Origin of the sequence: Exiguobacterium sp. SH3S3 (genome assembly GCF_004337115.1) — a bacterium.
GTDB classification, from domain to species: Bacteria; Bacillota; Bacilli; order Exiguobacteriales; family Exiguobacteriaceae; genus Exiguobacterium; species Exiguobacterium aurantiacum_A.
Genome location: NZ_SJUU01000004.1, coordinates 179811 through 199327 on the forward strand (window position 1 = coordinate 179811; position 19517 = coordinate 199327).

At 55.6% G+C, this 19517-nt stretch carries 18 protein-coding genes; 15 read left to right on the forward strand and 3 right to left on the reverse strand.

Annotated elements, in window-relative coordinates; genetic code table 11:
- The first annotated feature begins 31 nt into the window (after positions 1-31).
- The 10 genes from EVJ28_RS05795 (at position 32) to EVJ28_RS05840 (ending at position 9744) form a co-directional block, all read left to right on the forward strand.
- Positions 32-520: a DUF3939 domain-containing protein gene (locus EVJ28_RS05795; protein ID WP_083273944.1), complete on the forward strand. Its 489-nt coding sequence runs from the start codon at positions 32-34 to the stop codon at positions 518-520.
- A 127-nt stretch (positions 521-647) separates the two neighbouring features.
- A complete protein-coding gene (locus EVJ28_RS05800) occupies positions 648-2213 on the forward strand; it encodes a BCCT family transporter (RefSeq protein WP_131458807.1) in 1566 nt (521 codons plus the stop codon).
- A 103-nt stretch (positions 2214-2316) separates the two neighbouring features.
- Entirely contained in the window at positions 2317-3003 is a 687-nt protein-coding gene (locus EVJ28_RS05805; RefSeq protein WP_131458705.1) for a hypothetical protein, read from the forward strand.
- 57 nt (positions 3004-3060) lie between these two features.
- Positions 3061-5322 carry an AAA family ATPase gene (locus EVJ28_RS05810; protein WP_131458706.1) on the forward strand — a complete coding sequence of 754 codons (2262 nt, stop codon included), beginning with the start codon at positions 3061-3063 and terminating at the stop codon, positions 5320-5322.
- Between the two features lie 30 nt (positions 5323-5352).
- The gene (locus EVJ28_RS05815) at positions 5353-5772 is read left to right on the forward strand and encodes an acyl-CoA thioesterase (protein WP_070327159.1); all 420 of its coding nucleotides are present in this window, start codon (positions 5353-5355) and stop codon (positions 5770-5772) included.
- A 76-nt stretch (positions 5773-5848) separates the two neighbouring features.
- Complete coding sequence (locus EVJ28_RS05820; protein ID WP_236634060.1) at positions 5849-6733, forward strand: M15 family metallopeptidase; 885 nt, start codon at positions 5849-5851, stop codon at positions 6731-6733.
- Positions 6734-6744: 11 nt separating this feature from the next.
- Positions 6745-7359 (forward strand): glycerol-3-phosphate 1-O-acyltransferase PlsY, encoded by a 615-nt coding sequence (plsY, locus tag EVJ28_RS05825; RefSeq protein ID WP_370250774.1) that lies wholly within the window; start codon positions 6745-6747, stop codon positions 7357-7359.
- A gap of 226 nt (positions 7360-7585) precedes the next feature.
- On the forward strand, positions 7586-8356 hold the full coding sequence (locus EVJ28_RS05830; protein ID WP_131458708.1) for a DeoR/GlpR family DNA-binding transcription regulator: 771 nt from the start codon (positions 7586-7588) through the stop codon (positions 8354-8356).
- An 18-nt stretch (positions 8357-8374) separates the two neighbouring features.
- Positions 8375-9037, forward strand: coding sequence for a copper homeostasis protein CutC (locus EVJ28_RS05835; RefSeq protein ID WP_131488240.1), 663 nt, complete (start codon positions 8375-8377; stop codon positions 9035-9037).
- Between the two features lie 59 nt (positions 9038-9096).
- Complete coding sequence (locus tag EVJ28_RS05840; RefSeq protein WP_131439712.1) at positions 9097-9744, forward strand: DUF975 family protein; 648 nt, start codon at positions 9097-9099, stop codon at positions 9742-9744.
- A 22-nt stretch (positions 9745-9766) separates the two neighbouring features.
- Here EVJ28_RS05840 and EVJ28_RS05845 read toward each other — a convergent pair whose 3' ends face one another.
- From EVJ28_RS05845 to EVJ28_RS05855, 3 genes are read right to left on the reverse strand one after another with little or no spacing between them, the layout of a single operon-like run.
- Entirely contained in the window at positions 9767-10003 is a 237-nt protein-coding gene (locus tag EVJ28_RS05845) for a DUF2188 domain-containing protein (RefSeq protein ID WP_131470168.1), read from the reverse strand.
- Positions 10004-10045: 42 nt separating this feature from the next.
- Positions 10046-10918 (reverse strand): NAD(P)-dependent oxidoreductase, encoded by an 873-nt coding sequence (locus EVJ28_RS05850; RefSeq protein ID WP_131467924.1) that lies wholly within the window; start codon positions 10916-10918, stop codon positions 10046-10048.
- On the reverse strand, positions 10915-12648 hold the full coding sequence (locus tag EVJ28_RS05855; protein WP_131467926.1) for an ABC transporter ATP-binding protein: 1734 nt from the start codon (positions 12646-12648) through the stop codon (positions 10915-10917). Before EVJ28_RS05855 ends, EVJ28_RS05850 begins: the two co-directional genes overlap by 4 nt.
- A 105-nt stretch (positions 12649-12753) precedes the next feature.
- On the opposite strand from EVJ28_RS05855, the gene EVJ28_RS05860 reads away from it, so the two are divergent.
- The 5 genes from EVJ28_RS05860 to EVJ28_RS05880 all read left to right on the forward strand — a co-directional run bounded on the left by EVJ28_RS05860 (position 12754) and on the right by EVJ28_RS05880 (position 19505).
- The gene (locus EVJ28_RS05860; protein WP_131467928.1) at positions 12754-13860 is read left to right on the forward strand and encodes an exonuclease SbcCD subunit D; all 1107 of its coding nucleotides are present in this window, start codon (positions 12754-12756) and stop codon (positions 13858-13860) included.
- Positions 13857-16868 (forward strand): AAA family ATPase, encoded by a 3012-nt coding sequence (locus tag EVJ28_RS05865; protein WP_131458713.1) that lies wholly within the window; start codon positions 13857-13859, stop codon positions 16866-16868. The genes EVJ28_RS05860 and EVJ28_RS05865 overlap by 4 nt, the downstream gene beginning before the upstream one ends.
- Positions 16869-16873: 5 nt before the next feature.
- Positions 16874-17656, forward strand: coding sequence for an AAC(3) family N-acetyltransferase (locus EVJ28_RS05870; RefSeq protein WP_201738403.1), 783 nt, complete (start codon positions 16874-16876; stop codon positions 17654-17656).
- A 41-nt stretch (positions 17657-17697) separates the two neighbouring features.
- Positions 17698-18585, forward strand: coding sequence for an alpha/beta hydrolase (locus EVJ28_RS05875; protein WP_131458715.1), 888 nt, complete (start codon positions 17698-17700; stop codon positions 18583-18585).
- Positions 18586-18653: 68 nt separating this feature from the next.
- The gene (locus EVJ28_RS05880; RefSeq protein ID WP_131458716.1) at positions 18654-19505 is read left to right on the forward strand and encodes a sulfite exporter TauE/SafE family protein; all 852 of its coding nucleotides are present in this window, start codon (positions 18654-18656) and stop codon (positions 19503-19505) included.
- Positions 19506-19517 lie beyond the last annotated feature (12 nt).

Sequence of the window (19517 nt, forward strand, 5' to 3'; positions counted from 1 at the left end):
TCGGGAAAGGAACGGGGAGAGGGGGGAGTGTATGGAACGACAAACAAGGTCAGGAAAAAATTGGTGGCAGCGTCTGACGCAAAAAGAAGAAGTAGTGGAGCAAGAAGTCGATATCACGTTGCCGCAACTGCGGGAAGCCATCCATGAGTACGAACAGACATTGCCGAAAGGGGTCAACCGGACGGTACTGTTGGACGAGTCCCAAGAAATCGACCTTGGACGCTTGAAACGTCATTTGCCAGGCAAGCCAAGACAGCGGTTTTACATGTCAAAAGAGACGTTCCACATCGCCCCGGAGGACGAACGTGACGTCGTCTATGAGATGGACCAGGTGCAGCGGGCGCTCGACTTATATTTCGAACAAGAAAAAAAGTTACCGTTACGCAAATTCCAACAGTCGGCGCAACTTGATTTGACACGTCTGCGTGAAGGCGGCTATTTGAAAGTGTTGCCGAAACGACCCTATTATGTCGTCGATGAGACGTTGATTGTATCGTTAGAACCGAAGCCGACCGAGTGACGAGATTACATCGTCACTTTTTTCATCGTGACACGAGCGAACACGTTTTCGGGTTGTGCCGAGATTGTAAACTGTGTTAGGGTGGAAAACGTATATGAAAATAAGAGAATTAAATAGGAGTGAGATTATGGAAAGAGAAAGTCGAGTGACGACCGTATTTATCGTATCAGCCATCATTACGGTCCTCTTTACGATTTGGGGAATCTTCCCTGAGCGTTGGCTCGGAAACACAAGCTTGATCAACGTGACGACGAAACTGCAAGGTTTGCTCTCGAACGGGATGGGCTGGTTCTACCTGCTCAGCGCGACCGGCATTTTACTCGTCGCGATTTTTTTAATCTTTTCGCGCTTCGGGTCGATCCGACTCGGAAAAGATACAGACCGACCGGATTTTGGATATTTAACATGGTTCGCCATGCTGTTCAGCGCCGGGATGGGAATTGGTCTCATCTTCTGGGGAGCGGCGGAACCGTTGCTTCACTTCCACGCGCCACCATTCGAATCGCTGACGCCGGAAGGGAATGCGCGCACGGCGATGCGTTACGCCTTCTTCCATTGGGGCTTCCACCCATGGGCGATTTACGCGATGATCGCTCTCGCCATCGCCTACTCGACGTTCCGCAAAGGGCGTCCGGCGACAATCGGGGAGACGATCGGTTCACTCGTCAACGACCGCTATGAACGTCCGGTCAAACAGACGGTCGACATTTTGGCCGTCGTCGCGACAGCATTCGGGGTCGCGACGTCGCTCGGGTTTGGTGCCAAACAGATTGCTGGTGGGCTTCACTATTTAATTCCGGGCGTACCGAACGCGTTCTCGACGCAGTTGATCATCATCGCTGTCGTGACGGTGCTGTATATGCTCAGCGCTTCGACCGGGCTCGATAAAGGGATTCGCATTCTCAGTAACACGAACATCTTCCTCGCCGTCGTCTTGCTAGTCGCGACGCTCATCGCCGGACCGAGCGCGTTCATCCTCGACTTGTTCACGCAGACGATCGGGACGTACTTGCAACAATTGCCGACGACGAGCTTCCGTACGGGTGCTTTTGAACCGGTCGAGCGCGAGTGGATCAACGGCTGGACGATCTTCTACTGGGCGTGGTGGATCTCATGGTCACCGTTCGTCGGGACGTTTATCGCCCGTGTCTCAAAAGGTCGGACGATTCGCGAGTTCCTCATCGGAATCTTGCTCGTGCCAACGTCGTTCGGACTGCTTTGGTTCTCTGTCTTCGGCGGATCGGCCATTTGGGCTGACTTGTTCGGTGGGGCGAACTTGATCGACACAGTCAACGAGGTCGGAACGGAAGTCGGACTGTTCGCCTTGTTCGAGACGTTCGGTGGATTCGGGACGGTGCTCAGCATCGTCGCCATCTTCTTGATCTCGACGTTCTTCATCACTTCAGCCGACTCGGCAACATATGTGCTCGGGATGCTGACGACAGGAGGGAAACTCATCCCGCCGATGCGGATCAAGTTGATTTGGGGCTTCATCCAATCATCGATCGCAGCCGTGCTCTTGTACGCGGGTGGTCTCGGCGCGCTTCAAGCCGTTGCGATCCTTGTCGCCTTCCCGTTCATCTTCGTGCTGATTCTGATGATCGTCGCCTTGTTCAAGGACTTGGCCGATGAACCGGACGAACGGGATAAGTGGATTGAAAGCTATAAGCGTGATGAAGATAAACTTGGATAACATTAAGGGGTCTCAGTCGAGGCCCTTTTTTTAGTTGTAAATGTTTTGCATGGCACCCTCGCTAGTGTAGGATAGTAAGTGAAGAATATTGGGAGGGCATGTTATGAAACGAGAAGTGAAAAAGCAGCTCAGTTGGATTATTTTTGCCGGCATCCTCATCGTCGGCGCTCTGCTCGCTTATAATTTTTATTTGGTCACCAACTTGAATGATGACGACAACGGTCGTGAGAACCGGACCGAACCGTTCTACACGTCCGTCGAAATCGGCTATGAAGAGAAGAAGTTGCCGGCAGACGGGGAGACGCTCGAAGTACGCAACTACCTCGTCACGTACGATGAGAACGGACATTTCGTATCCGAGGTCGTATCGGGACCGAACGCCGGTGCCCGGGCCGAATGGGATGGCACGATGTACCGTGAGTTCAATCCGGAAGGCGACGAAACGAACAGTCAAGAGACGAGTTCGGGTGCAGTCGCACCCCATCCGTTCTTGTCGCGGGCGACGAACGAACAGATTCGCAAGTGGCTTGATGACGGGACGCTAGGTACGGGTGAAGGAGACGTCAATATCATCGGTCGGACAGCTCAGGCGTTCGTCAAAACGGAATCCGCCGAGGCGGTACCTGCGGAGTGGGTCGAGAAATACCCATCGATCTTCGACGAAGGCGAAAATGAGGAAGCAGTGACGTATTACGTCGATGTGAACGAACGGATCCTGCTCGCTGCCGAGTCACGCAACAACGGGAACTTGTTCCACTCGATTCGCATGACTTCTTTTGAAGCACTATAACCCGACGAGGAGCAGACTGAGACGTCGGCTCCTTTGTCGTCTGAAAGGGAGAACTTTATGAAACAGATCCATTTGGAACAAGTTCAGCATGACTTGGAACGGTGGGAACAAGGCGACAAGGTCGATGAAGCGGCGCTCTTGTCCTATGCCCACTGGTCGCGTGCGACAGAGCATAACGACGAGTTGATCCGGACGTTGACACTGCTCTCGACGAGACGGTTGCAGCACAACCAAACGATCGATCCGCTTCTCAATCGCTGGGTGAAGGAACTCGAGTCGCTCGGCGCCTTACCGGCCGAACTGAGAGTCAGCCAACTGAATGAGAAGTTGCGCCGCTTCAGACAATCGCTCCATGTCGACTGGCCGACTCTTCGCGAAGCCGACTACGCCTCGATGAAAGTCCAAATTTTGACCGAGTACGAAGCGAAGACGTCCGAACTGCTCGATCAGCTCGATCGGTTACACGACGAAATCGAACGGGCCAAGTCAGATCTGCGGGACTCCGAGTTCAAAGATCAATTGGAGCGTTTGTTCGAGGTCGTCATCGAAGCGATGCAAGAAGTCGCGTCACTCGAAGATGACACCGCGTCGCTGCTCGCGTCGATGCAAGGCAACTACTTCAGCCGGGAGGCGTTCCGTCGTTTCGGTGAGCGGGTCGGTCTCGTCAAACAACGGATCGAGGCGATTTGCGAGCTGTTGCCAGAACGTCCGCGGGAGGTCCGCTCGAGTGCGATCGAGTCGCTCGAGTCGATGATCGGTCTAACGGAAGTGAAGCAGCGGGTGAAAGCATGGTATCGGTTCTTGTTGTTCCAAAAAGAACGGGACAAGGCCGGTTTCTCGTCGAAACATCAACCATCGCTCCATCTCGTCTTCACAGGGAACCCCGGTACCGGCAAGACGACGCTCGCCCGGCTCATGGCCGAGATCTATTTCGAGCTCGGTCTTCTCGGACGACCCGATGTCATCGAGGCAGACCGCTCGAGCCTTGTCGGTGCCTTCGTCGGCCAGACGGAAGAACAAGTCATGAATAAAGTCAAGGAAGCCGAAGGGGGCGTCTTGTTCATCGATGAGGCATACGCGCTCAAACGGCAAGATGCGAGCGGGAGCGATTACGGGCAGGCGGCAATCGACACACTCGTCGCCGCGATGACGAGTGGAGAATATGCCGGGAAGTTCGTCGTCATCCTGGCCGGTTATCCGGAAGAGATGCGCCACTTCTTACTCGCGAACCCAGGACTCAGGTCGCGGTTCCCTGAATCGAACCATTACGAGCTGCCGAACTACAGCGACGAAGAGCTCGTCGCGATCGGTGAGAAAGTGGCCGAAGAGAACAACTATGTGCTGACGACCGATGCCAAGCGCGCCCTCATCGCCCGGATTGACCGGGAACGAGTCGATGCGACGTTTGGGAACGCCCGGACCGTCCATAACATCTTGCTCGATGCGATGTTCAAAAAAGGATCTCGTTTCGGTGCCGACGCCCCGCTCGACGAGATGGCTTTGTTGACAGAGCTCGATTTTGAAGAGGCGACGAGCGAAGACGGCACGGCTCCGACGCTCGATGACATGATCGGGATGGAAGAAGCGAAACGACAGCTTCAGGAGATCGAGGCACTGATCACGATTCAAAGACGGCGGCGCGAGCTCGGGCTGAAGACGGCTCCGGTCCAACTTCACGCCGCGCTCGTCGGCAACAGCGGTACCGGCAAGACGACGTTCGCGCACGTGTACGCTCAGTTGTTGAAGAAGACGGGCTACTTGAAACGGGGACATTTGAAAGTCGTCAGCCGTGCCGACCTCGTCAGCGGCTACGTCGGGCAGACGGCCCAAAAGACGAAAGCAGCCATCCGCGACGCGCTCGGCGGGGTATTGCTGATCGATGAGGCGTACAGTTTGAACGGCGGTCCGAACGACTACGGACGCGAAGCGATCGATACGCTCGTCGACGAGATGCCGAAGCACGGGGAGAACCTCGTCGTCATCTTGGCGGGCTATGAGGCGCCGATGCGCCGGTTGATCGATTCGAACCCGGGACTGAGCAGTCGGATCAAGCGAACGATTCAGTTCGACGACTATTCACTCGCGCAACTTTCCCAAATCGCGAACAGCTATGCCGAGAAGTTTGGTTATGCGTTCGGGGACGGTGTCGAAGCTGCGCTGGCCGAACGACTGAAGCATGCAGATAAACCGAACGCACGGACGGCGCTGTCGCTCGTCGATGAGGCGATCGCCCGGCAATCGTACCGGCTCATCGCCGAGAACGCCGAGGATAGCGAGTTAAATCAGATTTTAGTAGTAGATATTAAGAGTAAGTTATAATATACTGTAGACTGAAAAGAGGGCGATTTGATGCATACGATTCAGATTCCTGTACGATACCAAGAGACGGACATGATGGGGATCGTCTATCATGCGAATTATTTAGTCTACCTTGAGATCGCGAGAACCGAGTTGTTACGACAACTCGGAGTGGAATATAAAGACATGGAACAGGCCGGGTTCGTGTCGCCGGTGACGAACGTGACGGTCGACTATAAGAAGAGCGTCACGTTCGGGGACACGGTCAACGTGCGCGTCTGGGTCGACAGTTATTCGAAGATCCGTACTGTCTACGGGTACGAGTTGACCGATCAAAACAATGATTTGGTCGGGACGGCGAAGACGACGCATGTCGTCGTGAAGCGCGGCGATTTCAAGCCGATCCGGCTCGACCGGGAATTCCCGGCATGGCACGATATGTATTTGAAAGTCTTGAGCCCGGTTCAATAACAGTCGTTCCTTTGTACCGTCAGTGTGGTATCATATCTTGACGGTATTTTTTTGTATGAAGAAAGGGGAAGATCGCATGCGAAAACCATCTGTGTTGATGGTGTGCTGCGCCTTGACGCTCACGTTAGTGGGATGTACGACAAGCGAACAAGCTGATCCGAACGAACCGATAGAACAACCGACCGTGTCTGACACGGAGAAGCCGGCGGAAACGCCGACTGATAACGAGACAGCACCGGCAGAGCCGGCTCCGGAAGCGGAAGAGCCGGCCGAAACGGACAAGGACGAACAACCGGCGACCGAACCAGAGCCGCCGGCCGAGGAAGAACCAGTGGCCGAGCCGGCAGAGCCGAGTCAACCGATTGAATTGAACGGGCAAGCAAACCTTGAGTTGGACGCACTCGTCCTCGTCAATAAACAGATTGCCTTGCCGAGTGATTATCAACCGGCTGATTTGGTGACGGCGAACATCGATTTCGTCGATTCGGCGACCGGTGAGCGTAGAATGTTGCGTAAAGAAGCGGCCCGTGCCATCGAGTCACTCATGAAGGACGCGAAAGCGGCCGGGATTGACTTGAAAGGGACGAGCGCGTTTCGGACGTATGCGTATCAAGTGCAGTTGTTCAACGCCTACGTCGCGCGTGACGGCAAGGAGCAGGCCATGAAGTACTCGGCGCCTCCGGGACACTCAGAGCATCAGACAGGGCTCGCGATCGACGTCTCGAGCGCGTCAGTCGGTTATCAACTGACGCAAGAGCTTGAACAGACGACAGAGGGCAAGTGGCTTGCTGATAATGCACACAAATACGGTTTTATCGTCCGTTACCAACGTGCATACGAAACGGAAACCGGTTATATGTATGAACCGTGGCACTTACGATATATCGGGGTAGACCATGCGACGAACGTTCATAAAACGAACGTTCCGTTCGAGCGCTACCTCGAGCAATTAATGGACTAAGGGGAATTGCGATGCCTTACATGACAGAAGTGATAATCATCATCGTCAGCTATTTGCTCGGCTCGATCCCGTTCGCGCTCATCGTCGGAAAGCTCGGCTATCGAGTCGACGTGCGGGAGCATGGGAGCGGGAACTTAGGGACGACGAACACGTTCCGCGTGCTCGGAAAAAAAGCGGGGACGCTCGTATTATTAGGAGATATAGGCAAAGGGTTGGTTGCGGCGCTGTTGCCGCTCCTGTTCGGGAGCGACATGAGTCTCTTGCTCGCAGGGATTCCAGCCATCATCGGCCATTCGTACCCGATCTTTGCCAAGTTCAAAGGCGGAAAATCGGTCGCGACGAGCGCCGGGATCTTACTCGCGGCGTTCCCGTGGTTCTTCTTCGTCGTCGTCGGGACGTTTATCGTGGCGCTCCTCATCTCGAGGATGGTGTCGCTCTCATCGATGGCGGCGTCAGCCGTCGGACTCGTGACGGTCGTGACGTATAGTGTCATCACAAAAGATTGGTTGCCACTCATCGTCATCGTACCGCTCGCCTCGTTCATCATCATCAAGCACCGCACGAACTGGCAACGGATCCGCGCGGGCACCGAACCGAAAGTGCCGCTGTTCCAAAAGAAAAAATAAAGATGTTACCGAACGGAACCTGTCTAGCAGGTTCCGTTCGGTTTTTTAGCGTTTGCGACGAAACGATTTCGAACGACCGACCAATTGTTGTGGATTTCCGTGGATTTTTGCTAAAAAGAATGAAAAAAGTGTTGGATTTGCCCGTTCTTTACTTTCAGTTTACGTTAAATTTACATCCGTTCGCTAAAATGGAAGAGGAAGCGATTTTTGCGGAGGAGGCAGGCTTGTGTCGTTAATTGGAGAAGAACGTAAACAAAAGATTGTCGAGTGGATCGAGCGGGAAGGTAAAGTGAAGACGAGTGAACTGATCGAACGGTTGAACGTCTCGGGGGAGTCGATTCGCCGCTACTTAGAAGAGCTTGAGAAAGAACATCGCATCAAACGGGTATACGGGGGAGCCGTCTTGCATCAAAGCGTCTCGTTCCAACCGATGACGATTTCGAACATGGACGGGATTCGTCGCATCGCCTATACGGCGTTTCAACTCGTCGAAGACGACATGCTACTCTACATCGGGCATGGTGTCGCCCCCGAGCAAGTCGCGTCAAGGCTCCGCGGGCGAAACTTGACGGTCGTCACGCCTTCACTCATGGTTGCGAAAGCGCTATTCGAGCAGCGGGCCAAAGGTGTGTTCACGGGCGATATCCAATTGCTCGGGGGTACGATCGACCCGAAACATCTCGTTACCGTCGGCGAACAAGTGCTTCAACAACTGAAAGCGTACGTGTTCGATATGGCGATTTTGTCTGTCGAAGGGGTCGATGCGACGCTCGGGCTGACGTGTGACGCCCATGGGCTGTCGACCGTGACGCAAGCCGTCATGACGCAGAGCCGTATGTGTTATCTACTCGCCGACCACACCCAGTTCAATCAACAGAGACGATATCGTGTCTCCGACTTCTCGACGGTGACGACGATCATCTCAGATTTTCCAGAACCGACCGATTGGAAGCGGGCGTTGGCCGAACACGAAGTCGAATGGCGTTTCGCTCCATAACTAAAGGAGGAGTCATTTATGATCGAAGTCATCGTCACGACGTTAAACGAAGCGAAAGCAGCGGCACGATATGGGGCGAATCGGCTCGAACTGATTGCCGATATGCGTGCCGGTGGGACGACCCCGAGCTTCGGGACGATCCGTAACGTATTGGAGAACGTCACGGTCCCTGTCCACGTCATGATCCGGCCGCATACCGACTCGTTCGTCTACAGCGAAGATGATAGTGAGACGATTTTGGCGGATGTCGGGCTATGCCGTGCGCTCGGGGCCGACGGGATCGTCTTCGGTGCATTGACGGAAGACGGACGAATCGATGAACGGCTGCTCGGCGAGGTCATCAAGCATAAAGGCGACATGGCGCTCACGTTTCACCGGGCGATCGACGAGGCGGCTGATCTCGTTCAAGCAGTGGACGTGTTGAACGGATTTCCGGAAGTCGATCAAATTTTGACGTCCGGGGGAGCGGTGACGGCCCTCGAAGGGATCGAACGTCTCGAAGCGATGCGGGACGCGGCGACGATGACGATACTGCCTGGAGCCGGGATCACGGCGGACAACGTCGCTCAACTCGTCGCCCGGATCGATGTTCCTTTCGTCCATGTCGGCAACGGCGTTCGGACGGACGGGAGACTCGACGAGGCGAAATTTCAAAACCTGCTCGAGCAAATGAAACGCTAAAAACAGTCGGATGACTGTTTTTTTGCTATAATGAAAAAAACGATAATGAAGGTGACGTCATGCAATCAGCAGTCTATAAACAATTTGCGCTCCGGATGTTGTCCGGAAACTGGGGGATCTCACTCCTTGCCGTGCTCTCGACGATGCTCGTTCAAGCGATGATCACGACGCAACTCGATTTGTCATCGACGGACCCGTCCGTCATGCTCGTCTCGATCGGTCTCTTGTACGGTGCGACCGTCTTGCTCGCCCCGCTCGAGATGGGACGAAACTGGATCTTCCTCGACATCGCCAAAGCGGAAAAACCAAGGTTCGGTCTTTTGCTCGAGTCGTTCGGATCCGTTAAAGACTACGTCCGTGCCGTCACGTATTACGCCGTGTTCTATCTTGGGTTGAACGTGCTCATGCTCTTCTTGATCGTCCCTGGCGTTTGGTTTTACTTGACGTATCGAATGGTCCCGTTCATCCTTCGCGATCAACCTGAACTGACGGCGTTCACGGCGATGCGTGAGAGCCGACGCCTCATGCGCGGGAAAAAACAGATCATGCTCAGGCTTTATGCAAGCTTTATCGGTTGGTACGTGCTTGTCCTCATGACAGGCGGAATCGCCTATATCTTCGTCCAGCCGTATCTTCATACGGCGCTCGGCGGGCTCTACCTCGAAATCAAAGCAGAAAAACAAGCAAACGAAACCACGGCCGGCTGAATCTCAGCCGACCGTGGTTTTTTTATGATTCGTGCCGATCTGACTTCTGTGGATCGGGCGCGTCCTTAAAGTCTTGTCTCTCTTCATTCGTCGCATGTTCATGCCACTTTTTAGCCTGTTCTGTCGCGATCGGTATCGCTTTTTGATCGGAATACCCTTGAGCTATGAGGGCGTTGGCGATATCGATCGCTTTCTTTTTGACGAGCGGGTCGAAGTTTTTCAGTGACTCTGGATAATCTTTCATATTCCAAGGCATCATGATCACTCCCTTCTGTACTACTAATTCCACAACAACGTCGATTCAAACGTCTTGATTCATATAGTATTCGATGAGCGCCTGCGTCCCGTTCTCACCGTATCCGTTCTCTTCTAAAATCGAATAGAGTCGGTATGCGAGCTCGAGGCTTGGCAGTTTGACACCTAACTCTTTCGCGCTCTCGAGGGCGAGCGCCATGTCCTTGATGAAGTGTTTGATGAAGAAGCCTGGCGAATAATCTTCGACGATCATGCGAGGTACCAGGTTCTCGAGCGTCCAACTGCCGGCCGCGCCGCCACGGATCGTCTGGCGCAATTGATCGGGGTCGAGCCCGGCACGCTTCGTGAAGGCGAGTAGTTCGGCGTTGCCCATCATGATGCCTGCGATCGCGATCTGGTTGGCGAGTTTGGCGTACTGGCCGCTCCCGGCGTATCCCATCCGTTCGATCGCTTGCCCCATCGCTTCAAACAGCGGCATTGCTTTCGTGAACGCGAATTCGCCACCGCCGACGAGAATCGATAGCGTCCCGTTCTTGGCGCCGACATCGCCGCCCGTGACCGGGGCGTCGAGCGGGAGCAGGCTGCGGTCGATCGCGGCCTCAGCGATTCGTTCGGCGAGCTTCGGTGACGACGTCGTCATGTCGATGACGAGTGTGCCGGGTTCGGCGGAGTCGAGAATCATCCCTTTACCGAAATAGATGCTTTCGACGTCTGACGGATAGCCGACGATCGTGATGACCGCATCGGCGTTTTGACACGCCGCTTCGATGGAGTCACACCACGCCACGCCTTCTGCGAGCAGGTCGGCGGCCTTGTCTTTCGTCCGCGTGTACGCTTGGACGGTATAGCCTGCCTTCATTAAGTTTCTGACCATCGATTGACCCATGACGCCGAGTCCGATAAATCCGATTGTCTTCATGGTTGATTTCCTCCTAGTAGTTGCTGTTTAACGAGCCGTTCATATAATTTGTTGTCTTGAAGCAGCGTCTTGTGCGTGCCGAGCCCGCTGATCCCTCCGTTCTCAAGGACGATAATTTGATCGGCGTGTTGGACGGTCGAGAGGCGGTGGGCGATGACGAGCGTCGTCCGTCCCCGCATGAGCCGGTCGAGCGCCTCTTGGACGACACGCTCGGACTCTGAATCAAGGCTCGACGTCGCTTCATCGAGCAACAAGATTTGGGGGTCACGGAGCAGCGCCCGGGCGATGGCGAGCCGTTGCCGTTGGCCACCCGATAAACGGACACCGCGTTCACCGATCTCGGTCTCGAGCCCGTTCGGCATCGTATCGATGAACGACCAAGCGTTCGCCATCTCACAGGCGTTTTTAATCTCGGTCTCGGTCGCGTCACGCTTCAGGCCGTACAAGATGTTTTGGCGGACCGTTCCCGAGAGGACGGGTGAGTCTTGGGCGACATAACCGATGACTTGCCGCCAATTGTCGCGGCCGTACGAATCGATGTCGCGGTCGCCGTACAGGATGCGCCCCGACGATGGAACGTAAAACTGTTCGACGAGCGCGAACAGCGTCGTCTTGCCGGCGCCGCTCCGTCCGACGATCGCGGTCGTCGCCCCGAACGGCACGGTCATCGAGATGGCATCGATGACTGGTTGCTCATCGTAGCGGAACGTGACGTCCTCGAACGTCAGTGTCGACTGTTGGATGTGTTCCGTGGCAGCGGCGTAACGTTCCGGTTCGACCGCGAGCAGTTCAGAGATGCGCTCGGTCGCGCCGCGAGCCTTTTGCAGGCGCGTGATAAATTCTGTCATCGTGATGAGCGGGGTGATGATTTGGAACAAGTAGAGCATGAAAGCGAGCAGCGCCCCGGTCGATAACGCCCCGGTCGAGACACGGTACGCCCCGAAACCGAGGATGGCGATCAGCATCGCCGTCAGCGTGACGTTCAAGAGTGGGATCAAGATCGCTTGAATCCGTCCTTCTTTCACACCGTAATCGAACAAGCGTTCAATCCGCCGGCTCCCTTCGGCTACTTCCTCACGTTCGGTCGCCTGTGATTTGACGAGCCGGATCTCACCGAGCAGCTCGGCGAAAAATCCAGACAACCCGCCAAGTTCGTGTTGCGTCTTCTTGGCGATCGTTCTAAGTTTGCGGCCGAGCGGGATGACGATCACGAGCGTCGTCGGGACCGAGAACAAGATGACGAGCGTCATCTGCCAGTCGAGCGTGAACAAGATACCGACGGCCCCGATGACCGATACGAACGAAGTGAGCAGGCGGACGCTCTGTTCCGACAACAGCTGTTGCAGCGTCGTCGTATCGCTGTTCAGGCGTGAGACGAGGTCCCCCGATTTGACACCGTCATAGAACGGGATCGGCAACGCGACGAGGTGCTCCCATAACGTCGTCCGGAGATTGGCGACGACGCGTTGTCCGACGATATGTAGCCAATAGATGGAAATGGCGCTCGAGACGACTTGAACGAGAAAAGCGACGACAAAAATGGCGACGAGCCGGGCATCGAGCACGGCCTCGCTCCAATTGTCGACGACACGTTGCAAAATGAGCGGGATGGCGAGGGCCGCCATCGCTTGGACTAAAGAAATCAATACGGCACCGATAAACAATTGTTTCGGCGGTTTGGCGACTCGGAACAAGCGAAGGAAAGCTTGCCAAGTAGTTGTGGACTCCATCGAACGTCCCCCTTTCCTATTAACTTTCGCTGTTTCGAAAACAAGTGTCAAGACGTCGAATCGTTGCGGTGAAAAATGCTAGAATGGGAAGAGAGGTGAGGACGAATGAAATGGATACATACGGCCGATTGGCATTTAGGAAAAATCGTCCACGGCCGCCATATGACAGAAGATCAACGCATCATTTTATTTGAATCGTTTTTACAGATTGTCGACGAGGAGAAGCCGGACGCAATCGTCGTCGCGGGAGACCTATACGACCGGTCCGTTCCCCCGGTTGAAGCAGTCGATTTGCTTGACGAGATGTGGCAAGCGCTCGTGCTCGAGCGGAACATCCCCGTGCTCGCAATCGCCGGCAACCACGATTCGGCCGAACGGCTCCAATATAGTTCGAAACTGTTGACGAAAGTCGGGCTCCATATCGTCGGGAAGTATGAGCCGGGTGCGGGACCGATCATCGTCGCGGGCATCCCGTTTTACTTGATGCCGTTTTTAGAACCGGCCCGGATCCGCTACACGCTGCAAGACGAGACGATCCGGACCCATCACGACGCGCTCACGGCCGTCGTCGAATCGTTCGGTTCCATCGATGCCCGAGCGGTCGGGGTCGGCCACAGCTTCGTCGCCGGCGGTCTCGAGACCGACTCTGAGCGGCAACTGTCGGTCGGCACGGCCGGACAAGTCGCCAAAGGACTATACGAACCGTTCGGTTATACGGCGCTCGGCCATCTCCATAACCGCGACGCGCTCCGCGACGACAAGATCGCCTATAGCGGTTCGCTCATGAAATATTCATTCTCTGAGGCGAACCACGTGAAATCGGTCGACGTCATCGAATGGGACGGAGGATGGACGCGCCGACGTCGTCCGCTTCAAGCAAGACGCGACTTGCGCATCTTGACGGGCACGTTGAATGAACTACTCGATCCGGTGTTCTATCAAGACGAGAAAACGGATGATTACTTGAAAATCGTCTTGACCGACGAGTCTGCCTTATTCGACCCGATGGCGAAACTGCGGACCGTCTATCCGAACATCTTGCATCTCGAGCTTGAACTGTTGCGCCGCCAAGACGAGACGTCCCGCTTCGAGCGTGAGACGCTCGAACGGCAGTCAATCGAGGACGTCTATATGGAGTTCTATAAAGCTGTCCATGGCCGAGACGCCGATGAGACGGTACGACGATTCGTGGAAGGAGATGGACCGATATGAGACCTGAACGATTGACGATCACCGCATTCGGTCCTTACGCCGAGACAGAACAGATCGACTTCACACAGCTTGAAGGGCGCTCGATGTTCGTCATCAGTGGACGAACCGGCGCCGGCAAGACGACGATTTTTGATGCGATGACGTTCGCCTTGTATGGACGGGCGAGCGGTGCCCTCCGGAACGCCAGCGATTTTAGAAGCCAATACGCCGAACCGGAACGAAAGACGGAGATTGATTTCTCTTTCACGATTCGTGAGGAACGGTACCGGATCGTCCGCCAGCCCCAACAACCGCACCCGAAAAATAAGACACCGATCCCGCATGAGGCGGTCCTCTATGAATGGGCGGACAGCTGGAAACCGCTGGCGACGAAAGTCGGGGATGTCGAGCAGCAGATCGAATCGTTGCTGCAACTTGATTATGAGCAGTTCAGCCAAATCCTGCTGCTCCCGCAAAACCAGTTCCGCCAACTACTCGACTCGGACTCGATGAAGAAACAACAGATCCTCCAGTCGATCTTTAAGACCGAGGCGTATCGAGCGTTTCAAGAGAATTGGGTCGAGCGGTATGGCAAGTATCGGAAACAAGTCGAGTGGGCGACCGAGACGACACGCTTGAAGCTGCTTGAACTTGAAGACGATGACATCGAAACCGTCGCCGAGCGTAACTTGCCGGAGATTCAGGACTGGCTCGAGGCCAGAGAAGAGCGCCTGCTGACGGCGACCGAGTCGTTACGAGGCGAACGGGACGTACAATCGAAACGGGTCGATGCGATACGGAGCGAACTCGAACAGGCGAACGCGCTCGTCCGTTTGTTCGTCGAACGTGACGAGCAGGCACGCGCCCTTGAACGCTACAAATCGGGTGAAGCCGATCGGATGGAGCGCCGCCGATTGATTGAACGGTTGGAGGCGTCAAGCCGTGTCCGGCCGTTATACGATCGCTACTTGGCGAATCGACAAGATATCGAACGGCTAAATCATGACATCGACGGTGTTCAAACACGGTTGACACAATACGCGAGCAAACTAGACGAGCTCCACGCCAAGACGGAGCGCATCGCGACTTCGAAGCAAGAAGTCGAGACGATCACCGCCCGTCTGAAAGCCATCGATGACATGCTTCCGTTCGTTGACGAATGGCAGACCGCCGTGACAGAGCGAGACGAGTTGAAACGCTTGACCGACCAACTCGCTGTCTTCAAGGACGATTCTCGTTTAACCGAACTGAGACGGCAGGAAGAGGTGTTGTCAGCAGAGCTCGCACAGGAAACGACACCGAACCGTCTCGTCGAAGCTGAACGAAAGTATGACCGGCTCACGGCACACACGCAACTCGAAGCAAGATTTCAAGCTGTAACGGAGCGGCTCGCATCGTGTGAGCGCAACGGCAAGGAAGCGCAACGGCGTCACAAGGCCCAGTCGGATATCGTCGAGCAGTTCATGCATGAAGAGCAGGCGTTATGGGCACAGAAGCTCAGTGTGACGCTCGTCGACGGTGAGCCTTGTCCCGTATGTGGATCGCGGACCCATGGGACGGTCGCGTCGCACGAGGTGACGAGTGACCAAGGCGAGCTCGTCGCCGCGACGGAGATGCTGAAACAATATGAGGCGGCCTTGCACGAGGCGAGAGCGGACTATCGGGCGTTGAAGCAACAGGCTGAAGAAGTCCGAGGCGAACTCGAATCGTCAAGACAGGCACTCGACTTGTCCGGGTCGGTACAGGAGGCGATCGCTCTGCAAGAGCGACTCATCCGTTCGCTTCGAGATGAAGAGCGGGCGCGTGCTCAAGCGGAACGCACGTACCGCACGGTCATGACAGAACTAAAACGATTAGAGAAAGAAAAACGCGAACTGACGGAGCGACGGCAGCAATTGCTCGAGCGGTTGCAAGCCGTCCAAGAACGGCTGCAAGTGATGCGGCAACCGGATGCGGCCTCGCTTCAACAACTGCAAGCCGAACGTGACGCGCAATCGACGCAGCTCGACCGGTTGCAGCAAGTTATCGCGCAGTATGAACGCGAACTCGAGGACGTGACACGCTTGAAGTGGACTGAAGCAGAACGTTTGCGGCTTCTAAACGAACGGCTCGACCTCGAGCAGAAACGTTTTGACCAGACCGCGACCGAGCTCGAGGAGTCGCTAGCGAAAAACGAATTGAGCCGTGACGTCTTTTTGACACACGTCGAACAGATCGACACGGTGTCGTCGCTGCAAGAACAACTCGCGGAAGAACAGGCAGACGGGATCCGCCTCGAACATGGCTTCAACGCATTGACCGACAAGATCGGTGATGCGGTCAAACCGGATCTCGTTCTGTTAAACGACCGATTGACGACAGCGCAGGTAAGTCTCGACGCATTGGCGGAACAACTCGTCACAGCGGACAGCCAATTGAAGCGCCATCGCCATGTCATTTCGGAATGGGACCGGCTTCGAGACCAGACCGCAGACGAGCAACGCAATCTCGAGACGGTCAAACTGATCGCCGACACGGGTCGTGGTTTGAACCCACAGAAACTGACGTTCGAGACGTATGTGCAGACCGCGTTCTTCGATCAGATTTTACATGCGGCCAACATTCATCTTGATCTGATGACGAGTGGGCAGTTCCAACTCGAGCGAAAAGTCGAGACGGCGAAAGGGAACGCAAAGTCTGGACTCGAACTATTGGTCTTTGACGCCTATACGGGACAGTCCCGACGCGTCCAAAACTTGTCGGGCGGGGAAGGGTTCAAAGCCTCGCTCGCACTCGCGCTCGGATTGGCCGAGGTTGTCCAGCAACTGAGCGGTGGTGTTAGTCTCGAGACGATGCTCATCGACGAAGGCTTCGGGACGCTCGACGCCGAATCGCTCGACCAGGCGATCGAGTTGCTCATGTCGCTGCAGTCGAGCGGACGGCTCGTCGGTGTCATCAGCCACGTCCAAGAGTTGAAAGACCGCGTCGATGCGCGGATCGAAGTGAAAAAATCAAGAAGCGGGTCGACGATCCAGCTCGTTGTGGAGTGAAACCGATGAAACATATGGTAACAAGTTCAAGTTTGGCTGACCAGTTGCGTGCAGTGGGCATTCAGACAGGAGATTCATTATTTGTCCACAGCTCGTTATCCAAGCTCGGGTGGGTTTGCGGCGGACCGGAGGCGGTGATCGAAGCGTTACAAGACGTCGTCGGGCCGACCGGGCTCATCATGATGGCGACTCAAAGCGGGGATAACTCCGACCCGGCTGAATGGGAAGCGCCGCCCGTCCCAAGCGAGTGGTGGGACGAAATCCGAGCCGAGATGCCTGCTTATGATCAACGGAAGACGGCGACTCGCGGCATGGGCCGCGTCCCTGAGCTGTTCCGGACGTATCCGGACGTACACCGGAGCGAGCATCCGATGTGGTCGGTCGCGGCCTGGGGTCGTGACGCCGGGCAACTGGTCGCGAATCACACGACCGATATCGGATTCGGACCAGGGTCACCGATCGAAAAAATGGTCGAACGAGACGCTCGTATCCTCCATCTCGGGTCGCCGCTCGACGCGACGACGTTATGGCATTATGCCGAATATGGGATCGACGGACCGGTGAAGCAGTTCGGTTGCGCCGTATACGAGAATGGCGAGCGGGTGTGGAAGACGTTTGAACATACGGACGTCAACAGCGACCCGTTCGGTGCCATCGGGGAGAACATCGTCAAGCGGGCGGACGTCAAGACGTTCGTGATCCATGAAGCAACGTGTTACTTGATCCCGGCGTCGACATGGGAGCCGGTGCAACACGCCTTGATCGCGTTACGGAGCTGGCTCCGATGAAACGATCGGGCAATATTTTGAAGATGAAGGAGAGTCGGGCGATGAGTCGATGGGGAAAATATATAGGAATTGCGGTAAGTGTCGTGGTGACCGTCGCCATGTTGGCCGTCGTCGGCATCTCGGCCCATATCGGCGACCAATTGACGTCGCCGGTGCGGGAGACGCTGACGTTCACGCCAAAGGCGCTCGGCATCAAATATGAGAACGTGACGATCCAGGCAGAGGATGACAGTGACCTGTACGGTTGGTGGATCCCTCATCCGACGCCACGGGCAACGATCGTCTTCGCCCATGGTTATGGGAAAAACCGCGAGCAGTCCGACTTGCCGCTGAAAGAACTCATCCCTGAGTTCCATGAGCAAGGCTACCAGTTTTTGACGTTTGATTTTCGTGGCTCGGGCATCTCGGAAGGAGACCGCGTGACGGTCGGGGCGAAAGAACAGACGGACCTGATGGCCGCCATCGATTTTGCGAATGAGCGGACGGATGGACCGATCGTCCTATACGGCGTATCGATGGGAGCGGCGACGGCACTCGCGACAGCCGATGAGATGGATGTCGCGGCCGTCATCGCCGACAGTCCGTTCAGCGATCTTCGCGGTTATCTCGAGACGAATCTGCCGATATGGAGCGATTTGCCGAACGTACCGTTCACACCGGTCATCATGACGGTGACCCCGTGGTTCACGGGGCTGGACGCCGATTTGGTTCGCCCGATTGAAGATGTCGCTCAAATCGAGGCCCCGATCCTGCTCATTCATGGGAAAGGCGACGATGCCATCCCGGTGTCAGAAAGTGAGCAGTTGGCCGAGCGAAACGACGGGATCGAGCTATGGGTGACCGACAATGACGGGCACGTGGCGTCGAACCGGTCGTTCCAAACCGAGTACCGTCAGAAACTGTTCGATTTTTTAGAGCGGTCGTTATGAGTGGGGGCGCATCTTGCGCTCCTTTTTGATATGATTGCTAACGAGAATGAATGAAAGAAGGGTTCTATATGGATGTCACTGCGTTATTATCATTTTTACTGCTCGGAACGCTCATCGGGATTTTGAGCGGATTCTTCGGCATCGGGGGCGGGATCTTACTCACGCCGCTCTTACTCGTCTTCGGATATGAAGCGAGTGCGGCCATCGCGCTCAGCTTGATGCTCACGCTCGGATCGACGACGGCGGGTACGATTTCACATCTCAAACTGAAGAACGTCAATCCAAAACACGCCCTCTTGATTGGGGCGTTCGGGGTTGTCGGGACGTGGGTGGCGACGCCGCTCGTCTTTTACTTAGAGACGCTCGACGGTGCGAAGCCGGTCATCTCGCTCGCCTACATCGCGCTACTCACATACTTCGCCGTCTCGTTTTTCCGTTCGAAGCAACATGAGGAGGGAAGTATCGGATCGGAATCGTTGCCACGACTCGGTTTTATCGGTCTGTTCGGCGGATTCATCTCGTCACTCATGGGCGTTAGCGGCGGGTTCGTGTTGACCCCGCTCCAAGTCAAGCTGCTCAATACCGAGATGAAACGGGCCGTCGGGACGAGTATCGCCGCGGCGTTCCTCATCGTCGTCTCGGGCGTGATCAATTACGCGGTCGCCGGTGCCGATACGAACTATTGGCACGGTTTGGCGCTTATTGCCGGTGCGATGATCGGTTCGCCGATCGGTGCGAAGCAGTTGCAGCGGTTCAGTTCGCAGCTCGTCAAGAAAGCGCTCGGCGGATTTTACGTCGCCGTCGCCATCAGCGTCGCCCTCAACTTGCTCGGCTTCAATGACATCTCTCTCGGACTGCTCGTCGTCCTGGCGCTTTCGTTCATCGTCGCACTGTTCATCCGGCCGCGACGAAAGAAATGACAACAAAACCCC